We start from the raw sequence: 12,857 nt of genomic DNA, 5'->3' as shown, positions 1-12,857 counted from the left end.
GGGTTTGGCCGGGCGCTATCGCAGGTCGCCCCTTTACTTAATGAGCGCTGCCAAAAAACAAAAAACGCCGCTGACCCAGCAAGGGAAAGCGGCGTTTTTGTGTACGCGGTCTGCCTTACAACGGCTTACCACGATTGCCGTGCTGGCTGACAAACGCCTGCACCGCTTTCAAGTCATTGGCCAACACCGTGCAACGCTCTTCGCGCTCGAACAGGTCGGTCAAGTGCACCGGCAGCTCCAACGCCTTGCCAACACCGGCTTTCTCCACCGCTTCCGGGAATTTGACCGGGTGCGCGGTACCGAGGATCACCATTGGAATATCCAGGCTGCGACGGCATTCGCGGGCGGCCTTCACACCGATGGCGGTGTGCGGGTCGAGCAGTTCGCCGGTCTGGGCATAGACTTCGGCGATTGTCTCGCAGGTCTGTGCATCGTCCACGGCCAGGGAGTCAAAGAGCTTGCGGGTTTCGGTCCAGCGCTCCTCATCAACGCTGAAACCGCCGCCGCTCTTGAAGGTGTCCATCAAGCCGGCAATCGCCGAACCGTTGCGACCGTGCATGTCGAACAGCAGGCGTTCGAAGTTCGACGAGACCATGATGTCCATGGAAGGCGACAGGGTAGCGTGCAGGGTTTCCTTGACGTACTGATTGCCGCTCATGAAGCGGTGCAGGATGTCGTTGCGGTTGGTGGCGACGATCAACTGGTTGATCGGCAGGCCCATGTTACGCGCCAGGTAACCGGCGAAGATATCGCCGAAGTTGCCGGTCGGCACCGAGAACGACACCGAACGCGCCGGGCCGCCCAACTGTAGGGATGCGTGGAAGTAGTAAACGATCTGGGCCATGATCCGCGCCCAGTTGATCGAGTTCACCGCGACCAGGCGGGTGCCCTTGAGGAAGCTCTGGTCAGCGAAGCTGTTCTTGACCATTTCCTGGCAGTCATCGAAGTTGCCTTCGATGGCGATGTTGTGGATGTTCTCGCCAAAGATGGTGGTCATCTGACGGCGCTGCACTTCCGACACACGCTTGTGCGGGTGCAGGATGAAGATGTCGACGTTTTCGCAGTGCTTGCAACCTTCGATGGCGGCCGAACCGGTATCACCGGAGGTAGCGCCGATGATCACAACGCGCTCGCCGCGCTTCTCCAACACATAATCCAACAGGCGACCGAGCAGTTGCAGGGCAAAGTCCTTGAACGCCAGAGTCGGGCCGTGGAACAGTTCCAGCACCCACTCATTGCCGTTCAGTTGGCGCAACGGAGCGATGGCGCTGTGGGAAAACACGCCGTATGTTTCTTCCAGAATCTTCTTGAAGTCCGCATCTGGAATGCTGCCGGTGACGAATGGACGCATCACTCGGAACGCCAGTTCGTGGTACGGCAGCCCGGCCCAGGAGGCGATTTCTTCCTGAGTGAAGCGTGGCAGGTTTTCCGGCACGTACAGGCCGCCGTCAGTGGCAAGGCCTGCCAGCAAAACGTCTTCGAAATTCAGGGCCGGTGCCTGGCCGCGGGTGCTGATGTAACGCATGACTGGCTCCTCTAAAACATTCTCGAACAGAGGCCGCCGAACGCGCGGGGCCCCTGGAACAATCGGTTAGTTCAGGTGTTCAACACGAATACGAACGACCGGGCCGACAACGCCTTGCAAGGCTTCCAGCGCGGTGATGGCGTCGTTGATGTGCTGCTCAAGCACGCGGTGGGTCAGCAGGATCATCGGCACCTGGCCATTTTGCTCCTCGACTTCCTTCTGCATGATCGACTCGATGTTGATACCGCGCTCCGACAGGATGCTGGCGACCTGGGCCAATACGCCCGGATGATCCTTGGCCTGGATGCGCAGGTAGTAGGCACTTTCGCACGCTTCGATAGGCAGGATCGGGTGGGCCGACAGTGAATCAGGCTGGAAGGCCAGGTGCGGGACGCGGTTTTCCGGGTCGCTGGTCATGGCGCGAACCACGTCTACCAAGTCGGCGATCACCGAGGAAGCGGTCGGCTCCATACCAGCGCCGGCGCCGTAGAACAGCGTGGAACCCGCAGCGTCACCGTTAACCATCACTGCGTTCATCACGCCGTTGACGTTGGCGATCAGGCGATCGGCGGGGATCAGCGTCGGGTGCACACGCAGCTCGATACCAGCCGGAGTGCTGCGCGCTACGCCAAGATGCTTGATGCGGTAGCCCAGGGCTTCGGCGTAGTTCACGTCGGCCGTGGTCAGCTTGGTGATGCCTTCGGTGTAGGCCTTGTCGAACTGCAGCGGGATACCAAAGGCGATGGACGCCAGGATGGTCAGCTTGTGGGCCGCGTCGATCCCCTCCACGTCGAAAGTCGGGTCGGCTTCGGCGTAACCCAGAGCCTGGGCTTCTGCCAGCACGTCTTCGAAGGTACGGCCCTTCTCACGCATTTCGGTGAGAATGAAGTTACCGGTGCCGTTGATGATGCCGGCCACCCAGTTGATACGGTTGGCGGACAAGCCTTCACGTATCGCCTTGATCACCGGGATACCACCGGCTACTGCGGCTTCGAACGCTACGATCACGCCCTTCTCACGCGCCTTGGCGAAGATCTCGTTGCCGTGCACGGCGATCAGCGCCTTGTTGGCAGTGACCACGTGCTTGCCGTTCTCGATGGCTTTGAGCACCAGCTCACGGGCAACGGTATAGCCGCCTACCAGCTCGATGACGATATCGATCTCCGGATTGGTGGCCACGGCGAAGACATCGTTGGTAATCGCAATACCGGTCGTTTCGAACTGAGGCTTTGGCGAACGCGTGGCAATTTGCGCCACTTCAATCCCGCGCCCTGCACGGCGGGAAATTTCTTCAGCATTACGCTGAAGTACGTTGAAGGTGCCGCCACCGACGGTCCCTAAACCACAGATGCCTACTTTGACCGGTTTCACTGAAGAACTCCCCATGAAACGGCCGACGCTAGGTCGGCCGTGGAAAACAGCCGCACAACTGCGGCTTTCAATTAATGACCCGTCGACTGATCAACGAGCCATGATCGTCAAAGGTTCGACGATGCTTGTTTATTTGGCACTCAGCGCCAGTTTGGCAACTTGTGGCGCCGGCTGGTAGCCCGGAATAACCTGGCCGTCAGCCAAAACGATAGCCGGTGTACCGTTCACGCCAATGGACTGGCCCAATGCGAACTGCTTGGAGACCGGATTGGCGCACTTGGCGGCCTTGATTTCCTTGCCGTCGACCATCTTGTCCATGGCCGCTTTCTTATCGGCCGAGCACCAGACCGCCTGCAATTGTTCGTCACCCGGCGAACCCAGGCCCTGACGCGGAAACGCTACGTAGCGCACTTCCACACCCAGCTTGTTCAACGCAGGCACTTCGGCGTGCAGCTTATGGCAGTACGGGCAGGTGGTGTCCGTAAACACGGTAATGTGAGTCTTGGTCTCGCCGATGGCCGGGTACACCACAGTCTCGGCCACCGGAATGCCATTGATCAATTTGGACACGCCCAGACGCTCGGCTTTCTCAGTCAGGTTGACCGGCTTGCCGTCTTTCAACTGGAACAGGTAACCCTGGACGATGTACTGGCCATCGGCACTGGCGTACAACACGCGGCTACCCTTGAGCTTGACTTCATACAGGCCGGCCATCGGGCTGGCGCTGATGCTTTCGATCGGGGTATCAAGTTGCAGGTTGGCCAGGCTCTTGCGGATGGTCTGCTCGGCAGCATCATCGGCGACGGCAAAGGTGGAAACCAACGCAATGGCTGCGGCGGCAATAATCTGGGTCAAGCGCATGGGAACTCCTGAAGGCAGATGTAGGGACGGGAAGGAACACCGCTGTCTCTGTAGACACGGGTCGGGACCGTCACCTTTGCTAACCGACAAAGCCTACCACAGTTGGGCCGCAGGGCAGCCCGCGGCGGGATAAATTGGCGGTTTTCAGCCTCGCGGGTGGTGCTTGGCGTGCATATCCTGCAATCGCGCACGCGCCACATGGGTGTAGATCTGGGTGGTGGATAAGTCGCTGTGCCCGAGCAGCATTTGCACCACGCGTAAATCCGCACCGTGGTTGAGCAAATGGGTGGCAAATGCATGGCGTAGCGTGTGGGGAGACAGGCTCTTGCCAATTCCGGCGACCTTGGCCTGGTGCTTGATGCGATGCCAGAAAGTCTGGCGGGTCATTTGCTCACCGCGCAGGCTGGGAAACAGCACATCGCTGGGGCGCCCACCGAGCAATTCGCCACGGGCATCGCGCATATAACGCTCGACCCACACAATCGCCTCCTCCCCCATCGGCACCAGCCGCTCCTTACTGCCCTTGCCCATCACACGCAGCACGCCCTGACGCAGGTTAACCTGCTCCAGGGTCAGGCTGATCAGCTCGGTAACCCGCAGCCCGCATGCGTACAACACTTCGAGCATCGCGCGGTCACGCTGGCCGATGGCTTCGCTCAGGTCAGGGGCGGCGAGCAAGGCGTCGACGTCGGCTTCCGATAGGGATTTGGGCAATGGCCTGCCCAGTTGCGGCATGTCGACCTGCAAGGTCGGGTCCAGGGCAATCAGCTTTTCTCGCAGCAGATAGCGATAAAAGCCACGTACACCAGATAGAAAACGTGCAGTGGAGCGCGGCTTGTAATTCTGATCCAGGCGCCAGGCCAAGTGATCGAGGATCAGCTCACGGCCAGCGCTGACCAGCTCAAGGTTATTCTCCTGCAGCCAGCCGTTGAACAGCGCCAGGTCACTGCGGTAAGCCTGGCGAGTGTTATCCGAAAGGCCTTTTTCCAGCCAGAGGGCGTCGAGGAAGCGGTCGATCAGGGGGTGGTCGATAGCAGGCATGAGGGCTCGAAGCAGAAAAGAATAGGGGGATGCTACCGCATGTAGAAGTCGGCTTGCCGGCTCCTACAAAAGGATGTTTCAGTTTGCAAATCCCGGCAGCACAGGTACTGGGCGCTTGTCCGCATCAATCGCGACAAAGCTGAACACGCCCTGGATCGCCTTTTCACGTCCATCGGCACTCATGCTCTCGACGAACACTTCAACCTCAACCTTGAGACTGGTGTTGCCGACCTTGATCACACGGCCGATCAGCTCAACGATGGAACCCGCCGGGATCGCATGATTGAAGTCGATGCGGTCGGTAGAAACCGTCACCAACGGCAAACGGCAAAAACGCGTGGCGGTGATGAACGATACTTCATCCATCCAGGCCAGTGCAGTGCCGCCGAACAAGGTGTTGTGGTGGTTGGTCGTCGGCGGGAATACAGCCTTGGTCACATGGGTGACAGAGAGGTCAGTACGGCGCTGAATTTCTTCGAGGCGAGTAGTCATGGGCAAATACCGGAAAATGGACAAATTTCAGGCACAAAAAAGCAGCCCGTAGGCTGCTTTTTTCTGCATCGGAAAGCTGGACTTAAGCCAGTTTTTCCTTGATGCGAGCTGCTTTACCGGACAGGTCACGCAGGTAGTACAGCTTGGCTTTACGTACGTCACCGCGACGCTTAACGGCCATGCTGTCGATTTGCGGGCTGTAGGTCTGGAAAGTACGCTCTACGCCAACACCGTTGGAGATTTTACGAACAGTGAAAGCACTGTTCACACCACGGTTACGCTTGGCGATTACCACGCCTTCGAACGCTTGCAGACGCGAACGGTCGCCTTCCTTCACTTTCACCTGAACGACAATAGTGTCGCCCGGGGCAAAGGTAGGGATCTCTTTGGTCATCTGCTCTGCTTCGAGTGCAAGGATGATTTTGTTAGTCATGCTGTGCTCCTAAGGTAAGTCAATGGACCTACCATCGATACGTTGTTAACTATCGTCCCGCGCGAGGATGTATTCCTCGAGCAGCTTCTTCTCTTCTCCAGAAAGCGAGCGGCTTTCCAGAAGATCGGCGCGTCGTTCATAGGTCCGACCAAGGGACTGCTGTAAACGCCAACGCCGGATGTGTGCGTGATTGCCACTTAGCAATACGTCGGGAACACGCTGATCCGCATACACCTCCGGACGGGTGTAGTGCGGGCAATCCAGCAAACCATCCGTGAAGGAATCTTCCTCCGCGGAGTCCGCATGCCCTAAAGCTCCAGGCAGCAGTCGTGTAACCGCATCTATCAGGACCATCGCCGGCAGCTCGCCGCCAGACAGGACATAGTCCCCAATCGACCACTCTTCATCGACATGAGCCTCAATAAAGCGCTCGTCAATGCCTTCATAGCGACCGGCAATCAGGATTAATGCTTCCTCATTCGCCAGTTCGCGTACCGCCGCCTGTTTCAGCTGACGGCCTTGAGGGGACAGGTAAATTACCTTCGCCTTCTCCCCAGCAGCTGCCTTGGCCTGAACCAACGCGTCTTCCAGGGGCTTGATCTTCATCACCATGCCCGGGCCACCGCCAAATGGGCGATCGTCCACAGTGTGATGTCGATCCGTCGTGTAGTCTCGCGGGTTCCAACAGGTGAGCTGCAACAGCCCCTGTTTCACCGCCCGACTGGTGATGCCGTACTCGCTGATGGCGGAGAACATCTCGGGAAACAAACTGATCACTTCAATGCGCAAATTAGCCACGCTTAGAAGTCCGCGTCCCATTCCACCTTCATCTCGCCCGCTGCCAGGTCAACAGCCAACACGCATTGCTCCGTATAGGGCAACAAGCGTTCGCGATCATCCAGGCTGCCAGCACAAGGCTTGACCACCATTACATCATTGGCGCCGGTTTCCAGAAGATGATCGATTTTCCCGAACAATTGCCCGAGTTGATCAATAACCTTCAGACCTTCCAGCTGGTACCAGTAGTACTCGCCGTCGGTCAATTCAGGGAACAGGTTGCGCGGCACGCAGATCTCATAACCAGCCAGAAGACGAGCTTCTTCACGATCATCAAGACCCTTGAGCTTCGCGACCAGGAACTTATCGCTCCCACGCCCACTGACCAGCTCGACCTGTTTCACACTACCTTCGCGCTTGAGCGTCCAGGTTTTGTACTGCAACAGGTTTTCTGTCGGATCAGTAAAGGAATACACCTTCACTTCGCCGCGAACGCCATGAACAGAATAAATCTTGCCGATAACGATCAAATCATCAGCAACAGTTGGCGTCGCGTTCATATTGCTCAGGCTGCGGCCTTAGCCGAGTCCTTCAACAGTTTTGCAACGCGCTCGGATGGCTGTGCGCCAACGCTCAGCCAGTAGGCTACGCGCTCTTGGTTCACGGACAGACGAACTTCTTGACCACGAGCAACAGGGTTGAAGAAACCAACCTGTTCTTTGTGCGAACCGTCGCGCGGGTTGCGGCTGTCGGTTACGGTCAAGTGGTAAAACGGGCGCTTTTTGGAGCCGCCGAGGGCAAGACGGATTGTTAGCATGTGAAGATCGTTCCTGTAGTCGGTGCTGCAAATCTAAATGCACAGCGGGCATAGGTGCCCGAAAGGCCGCATATTCTAAGGAATATCCGGACTTTTGCAAATGTCTTTTTCTGGCGCCTATCAGCGTGCCATTCAGATCTGCTATAGAGCCGTCGTTTAAAACGGCAGGTCAGCCCCCGCCAACGGCGGGTTTGCTGGAGATCCCACATCCCTGTGGGTCGGAGCGCAAGCGAACTTGCGCTCGAATTCTTTACATTTTCGGCATGCCACCGCCGGGCAACATACCGCCCATGCCGCGCATCATCTTGGCCATTCCGCCTTTGGCGGAGAATTTCTTCATCATCTTCTGCATCTGCTTGTGCTGCTTGATCAAGCGACCGATGTCCTGCACCTGGGTGCCGGAACCCATGGCGATCCGACGCTTGCGCGAACCGCTGATCAGCTCAGGGTCGCGGCGCTCGGCCGGGGTCATGGAGTTGATGATGGCTTCCATCTGCTTGAACTGCTTCTCTGCCGCGCCTTGGGCATTGCCCATTTGCGCCAGGTTCACACCGCCGATGTTCGGCAGCTTGTCCATCAGGCCGCCGAGGCCGCCCATGTTCTTCATTTGTTGCAGCTGGTCGCGGAAGTCTTCGAGGTCGAAGCCCTTGCCCTTCTTCAGCTTCTTGGCCAGTTTATCGGCCTTGTCCTTGTCGAGGGTGGCTTCGGCCTGTTCGATCAGGCTGAGCACATCGCCCATGCCGAGGATACGCGAGGCGATACGCTCAGGGTGGAACGGTTCGAGCGCTTCGCTCTTCTCACCCATACCGATGAACTTGATCGGCTTGCCGGTAATGGCGCGTACCGACAGCGCAGCACCGCCACGGGCGTCGCCATCGACCTTGGTCAGGATCACGCCGGTCAGCGGCAGCGCCTCACCGAAAGCCTTGGCGGTGTTAGCCGCATCCTGGCCGGTCATGGCGTCGACCACGAACAGTGTCTCGACCGGATTGATCGCGGCATGCAGCGCCTTGATCTCGCCCATCATCTCTTCATCAATGTGCAGGCGACCGGCGGTATCGACGATCACGACATCAATGAACTTGAGCTTGGCCTCTTTAATAGCTGCGTTGGCAATGTCGACTGGCTTCTGGCTCAGATCGGACGGGAAGAAGGTTACGCCCACTTCGCCCGCCAGCATTTCCAACTGTTTGATGGCCGCAGGACGGTACACGTCGGCCGACACAACCATTACCGACTTCTTCTTGCGCTCTTTAAGGAAGCGCGCCAGCTTGCCGGCGGTGGTGGTTTTACCCGCACCTTGCAGACCGGCCATCAGCACGACGGCCGGTGGCACGGCGCTGAGGTTCAAATCTTCGTTGGCGGCGCCCATCAGGCTTTCGAGTTCGGCCTGGACGATCTTCACAAAGGCCTGGCCCGGGGTCAGGCTGCGGGACACTTCAGTGCCGACCGCACGTTCCTTGACCGAGTTGACGAAGTCCTTGACCACAGGCAAGGCCACGTCGGCTTCCAGCAACGCCATGCGTACTTCACGCAGGGTGTCTTTAATATTGTCCTCGGTCAGCTTGGCCTTGCCGGTTACGTGGCGCAGCGTCTGCGAGAGACGGTCAGTCAGGTTTTCAAACATGCGCGATCCTTTCAGGCCCTATTCATCGAAATGCATTGTAGACCGAGGTAATGGCGGCCCAGGCTGTGGTAAATCGCTATTAAAAACAGCGCTCGGCGAGCCTGCGGCGTGGGCAGGTCGCGGATTATAGCGAAGACTGCGCCCATGCACACCCGCTGTCTGGTCCGGGAGTCTTTCGTGGAACGCAGGTGTATGCCAAACTCAGCGCCTTTCGGGCTTGTCTATCAGGATTTATGGTCCCCTTGTCACCCAGTTTGCTACCCAGTCTCGCCGCCGCCCTCTTATATGCCGCTGCGACCTTCTATCAGGGCACTCGTCTTGCCCAAGGCACCAAGGCGGACAAACGCCTGCTGGTCAGCCTGGGCGTACTCGCCCTGCTGGCTCATGCCGCGAGCCTGTTCACCCACCTGATGACGCCGGTCGGCCTGGGCCTGGACTTTTTCAGTGCCGCCAGCCTGATCGCTGCAGCGGTCATCGCGCTGACGCTGCTGGCCTGCTACCGGATCCCCGTTGAGAACCTACTGGTCCTGCTCTTCCCCCTGGGCGTACTGACGGTGCTACTGGCGCAGTTCGCGCCCACCGGCACGGTGCAGGTGATTGACGAAGAACCCGGTATCCTCGCCCATATCCTGCTGTCGATCCTGGCCTACGGCATGTTCACCATCGCGGTGTTCCAGGCCCTGCTCCTGCTCCTGCAGGATCACCAGCTCAAGCACAAGCACCCCTCCGGCCTGATCAAGAATTTCCCTCCGCTGCAAACCATGGAAAGCCTGCTATTCGGTTTCCTATGGGCCGGCTGGACGCTGCTCTCGCTGTCGCTTATCTCCGGCTGGTTGTTCGTCGAGAACCTGTTTGCCCAGCACCTGGTGCACAAGACCCTGCTGGCGTGCCTGGCCTGGGTGGTGTTCAGCGTGTTGCTGTGGGGCCGCAATCGCCTCGGCTGGCGCGGGCACAAGGCGATCCGCTGGACCCTGGCCGGTTTCTGCCTGCTGATGCTGGCCTATTTCGGCAGCAAGCTGGTTCGCGAATACATCCTGCATATTTGACGGGCAGCAATCATGGACAACTTGCCCCTTGGGCCGATGCTCGCGGTAATCGCCTTGCTGGTGTTATGGGCGGCGCTGTTTACCGCCATCGAAGCCGCACAACAACACCTGCTGGCCCTGCGCCCCGGTACACGTCAGGGCGACAAGGCTGCCGCCCGCCTGAGTTTCCCGCGCCACAGCCTGATCCTGTGCAACAGCCTGTGCCGTGCGGCCGTGGTAATCCTCTGCACCCTGCTGGCGATTTATGCCTGGGCACAGAACGGCCCGTGGCTCGGCTGGCTGATCTCCTGCGCTGTTCTACTGATCCTGGCCGACTACCTGCCACGCGCCTTGGCAACCCGCCATCCGCAAGCGGTGCTGGGCTTCGGCAACACGCTGCTGGGCGTGCCATTGAAAATCCTCTATCCCGCCGCCTGGCTGCTCAATGGCATCAGCCTGTTGCTGCTACGCCCGTTTGCCCGAAAGCCCGGCGTGGTGAAAAACAGTGACGAGCCACAGCCCGACCACGACGATGAACCGCAGCCCGAGGCCGACGACAGCCGCACCCCTGGTATGCCGGGCATCCACGCCTTGGACAACATCACCGTCAATGACATCCTGGTACCCCGCAGCGAAGTGGACGGTATCAACCTGGATGACTCGATCGAAGAAATCATCGAGCAACTGCGCACCTCCCCGCGCACTCGCCTGCCGGTGTTCCACAGTGACATCAATCAGGTCGAAGCCGTACTGAACACCCGACTGATCCAGCATCTGCTGCCGGGCGCCAGCCTGACCAAGGAAGCTTTGCTCGAGGCCTCCTACGAACCCTACTTCGTACCGGAAAGCACGCCCCTCCAGCTGCAACTGCTGAACTTCCACAAACAGCAGCGGCGCTTGGGCATGGTGGTGGATGAATATGGCGAAGTGCTGGGCATCGTTACTCTGGAAGACATCCTCGAAGAAATCGTCGGAGAGTTCGAAAGTGAACAGGGTACGGACAACCCGCATATCGAAGCGCAGCCCGATGGCCGCTACATCATTGATGGCGCCGCTTCGATCCGCGAACTGAACAAGAGCCTGGGATGGCACCTGCCAAGCGACGGCCCCAAGACGCTCAACGGCCTGGTGACCGAAGCCCTGGAGACCATTCCGGATTGCGCGGTGTGCCTGAAGATCGGCCGCTACCGCCTGGAAATCCTCGAAACCGAGGACAACCGGGTGAGCAAGGTACTGATCTGGCACACCAGTCGAGTGCCGGTGGCCGTTTAATCCGCTTGTTCGATGCGCAACCCCCTTCCTATAATCGGGTCGGCTTACCCAAGCCCCGCCCGACCGTGTGCTATCCGCACTGAGCGCGTCCAGGCACCGCAGCATCCCGTCTGACCGGTGTACGCTCCCATCCCGAGCCGCCCCGCGCACACCCCTGATCCAGGGGTGTTCGACCAATAATAATCCGCGTCCAAACGCGCAATGACTGTCAGGGATAACTCAATGAGCACCACCTATAACGAGGCTGCGACCGCCGCCCCGACCAACTCGACTGCACGAGTCGCCACCGCGAGCATCGTCGGTACCGCCATCGAGTTCTACGACTTCTATATTTACGCCACCGCCGCTGCCCTGGTGATCGGCCCGGTATTCTTCCCGCAAACCTCCGGCACCGCGCAGATGCTGGCGTCATTCCTGACCTTCGGTATCGCCTTTATCGCCCGCCCTCTGGGCTCAGCGCTGTTCGGCCACTTTGGCGACCGTATCGGCCGCAAGTCGACGCTGGTGGCTTCACTGCTGCTGATGGGCGTGTGCACCACGTTGATCGGTTTGCTGCCCGGCTATGACAGCATCGGGGCCTGGGCGCCGATTCTGTTGTGCGTGCTGCGTTTCGGCCAGGGCCTTGGCCTGGGCGGGGAATGGGGCGGCGCGGCGCTGCTGGCTACCGAGAATGCGCCAAAGGGCAAACGCGCCTGGTTCGGCATGTTCCCGCAGCTTGGCCCATCGATCGGCTTCCTGGCCGCAAACGGCTTGTTCCTGATCCTGGCCATGAGCCTCAACGACGAGCAATTCCGTAGCTGGGGCTGGCGCATCCCGTTCATCCTCAGCGCAGCACTGGTGATGGTCGGCCTGTACGCGCGGTTGAAATTGCATGAAACCCCGGTGTTCGCCAACGCCGTGGCCAAGGAAAAACCGGTAAAGGTGCCGCTGGTGGAATTGTTCAGCCAGCATTGGCTGCCGGTGCTGCTGGGCGCCGCATCGATGGTGGTGTGCTATGCGCTGTTCTATATCACCACGGCGTTCTCCCTGAGCTACGGCGTGTCGACCCTGGGCTACAGCCGCGAGACATTCCTTGGCCTGCTGTGCTTCGCGGTGCTGTTCATGGGTTTGGCCACACCGTTGGCTGCCTTGGCCAGTGATCGGTACGGGCGCAAGCCGGTGCTGATCGTCGGCGCAGTCCTGGCGATCCTGTCCGGCTTCACCATGGAGCCACTGCTGACTCACGGCTCGACCTGGGCCGTGGCACTGTTCCTGGCGCTGGAGCTGTTCCTGATGGGTGTGACCTTCGCACCGATGGGCGCCCTGCTGCCAGAGCTATTCCCAACCCGCGTGCGTTATACCGGCGCTTCGGCGGCGTATAACTTGGGTGGAATTGTGGGCGCTTCGGCGGCACCGTTTTTCGCAACCAAGCTGGTGGCGATGGGCGGGCTCAGTTATGTCGGCGGGTATGTGTCGGCGGCAGCGTTGCTCAGCTTGATTGCTGTGCTGTGCCTGAAAGAGACGCGGGATAATGATTTGAACAAGGTTGCCTGATAGACCGCTATCGGCGGCAAGTCGAATCGTCGCACCGCCCCTCCCACATTTTGAGCGCATTTCTACAGATTAAACGCGGTCAA

The 12,857-nt window shown here is 59.2% G+C and carries 13 protein-coding genes; 3 read left to right on the top strand and 10 right to left on the bottom strand.

The features are described 5' to 3' along the window. Nucleotides 1–115: 115 nt before the first annotated feature. The 10 genes from thrC to ffh all read right to left on the bottom strand — a co-directional run bounded on the left by thrC (nucleotide 116) and on the right by ffh (nucleotide 8,944). The gene (gene thrC, locus G9Q84_RS06750; protein WP_032890793.1) at nucleotides 116–1,525 is read right to left on the bottom strand and encodes a threonine synthase; all 1,410 of its coding nucleotides are present in this window, start codon (nucleotides 1,523–1,525) and stop codon (nucleotides 116–118) included. Nucleotides 1,526–1,591: 66 nt separating this feature from the next. After that, complete coding sequence (locus G9Q84_RS06745) at nucleotides 1,592–2,896, bottom strand: homoserine dehydrogenase (RefSeq protein ID WP_032890791.1); 1,305 nt, start codon at nucleotides 2,894–2,896, stop codon at nucleotides 1,592–1,594. A gap of 129 nt (nucleotides 2,897–3,025) precedes the next feature. Then, the gene (locus G9Q84_RS06740; RefSeq protein ID WP_003175893.1) at nucleotides 3,026–3,757 is read right to left on the bottom strand and encodes a thioredoxin fold domain-containing protein; all 732 of its coding nucleotides are present in this window, start codon (nucleotides 3,755–3,757) and stop codon (nucleotides 3,026–3,028) included. A gap of 144 nt (nucleotides 3,758–3,901) precedes the next feature. Then, a complete protein-coding gene (gene xerD, locus G9Q84_RS06735) occupies nucleotides 3,902–4,798 on the bottom strand; it encodes a site-specific tyrosine recombinase XerD (protein ID WP_032890789.1) in 897 nt (298 codons plus the stop codon). 78 nt (nucleotides 4,799–4,876) lie between these two features. After that, nucleotides 4,877–5,290: an acyl-CoA thioesterase gene (locus G9Q84_RS06730; protein WP_032890787.1), complete on the bottom strand. Its 414-nt coding sequence runs from the start codon at nucleotides 5,288–5,290 to the stop codon at nucleotides 4,877–4,879. Between the two features lie 82 nt (nucleotides 5,291–5,372). Beyond that, a complete protein-coding gene (gene rplS, locus G9Q84_RS06725; protein ID WP_003175895.1) occupies nucleotides 5,373–5,723 on the bottom strand; it encodes a 50S ribosomal protein L19 in 351 nt (116 codons plus the stop codon). A gap of 45 nt (nucleotides 5,724–5,768) precedes the next feature. After that, the gene (trmD, locus tag G9Q84_RS06720; protein ID WP_024077235.1) at nucleotides 5,769–6,542 is read right to left on the bottom strand and encodes a tRNA (guanosine(37)-N1)-methyltransferase TrmD; all 774 of its coding nucleotides are present in this window, start codon (nucleotides 6,540–6,542) and stop codon (nucleotides 5,769–5,771) included. Further along, a complete protein-coding gene (gene rimM / locus G9Q84_RS06715) occupies nucleotides 6,524–7,060 on the bottom strand; it encodes a ribosome maturation factor RimM (protein ID WP_027605457.1) in 537 nt (178 codons plus the stop codon). The genes trmD and rimM overlap by 19 nt, the downstream gene beginning before the upstream one ends. Before the next feature lie 5 nt (nucleotides 7,061–7,065). Continuing rightward, nucleotides 7,066–7,317 (bottom strand): 30S ribosomal protein S16, encoded by a 252-nt coding sequence (rpsP, locus tag G9Q84_RS06710; protein ID WP_003175899.1) that lies wholly within the window; start codon nucleotides 7,315–7,317, stop codon nucleotides 7,066–7,068. Between the two features lie 250 nt (nucleotides 7,318–7,567). After that, the gene (ffh, locus tag G9Q84_RS06705; RefSeq protein ID WP_095185801.1) at nucleotides 7,568–8,944 is read right to left on the bottom strand and encodes a signal recognition particle protein; all 1,377 of its coding nucleotides are present in this window, start codon (nucleotides 8,942–8,944) and stop codon (nucleotides 7,568–7,570) included. 233 nt (nucleotides 8,945–9,177) lie between these two features. On the opposite strand from ffh, the gene G9Q84_RS06700 reads away from it, so the two are divergent. From G9Q84_RS06700 to G9Q84_RS06690, 3 genes are all read left to right on the top strand, one after another. Further along, on the top strand, nucleotides 9,178–9,990 hold the full coding sequence (locus G9Q84_RS06700; protein WP_122756106.1) for a cytochrome C assembly family protein: 813 nt from the start codon (nucleotides 9,178–9,180) through the stop codon (nucleotides 9,988–9,990). Nucleotides 9,991–10,002: 12 nt separating this feature from the next. Continuing rightward, nucleotides 10,003–11,241, top strand: coding sequence for a transporter associated domain-containing protein (locus tag G9Q84_RS06695; RefSeq protein WP_122756105.1), 1,239 nt, complete (start codon nucleotides 10,003–10,005; stop codon nucleotides 11,239–11,241). A 222-nt stretch (nucleotides 11,242–11,463) separates the two neighbouring features. Next, the gene (locus tag G9Q84_RS06690) at nucleotides 11,464–12,774 is read left to right on the top strand and encodes an MFS transporter (protein ID WP_032890781.1); all 1,311 of its coding nucleotides are present in this window, start codon (nucleotides 11,464–11,466) and stop codon (nucleotides 12,772–12,774) included. The last annotated feature ends 83 nt before the right edge of the window (nucleotides 12,775–12,857 follow it).

The organism is Pseudomonas sivasensis, assembly GCF_013778505.1.
Lineage (GTDB): Bacteria > Pseudomonadota > Gammaproteobacteria > Pseudomonadales > Pseudomonadaceae > Aquipseudomonas > Aquipseudomonas sivasensis.
This window is presented reverse-complemented; position numbering and strand designations above follow the sequence as displayed.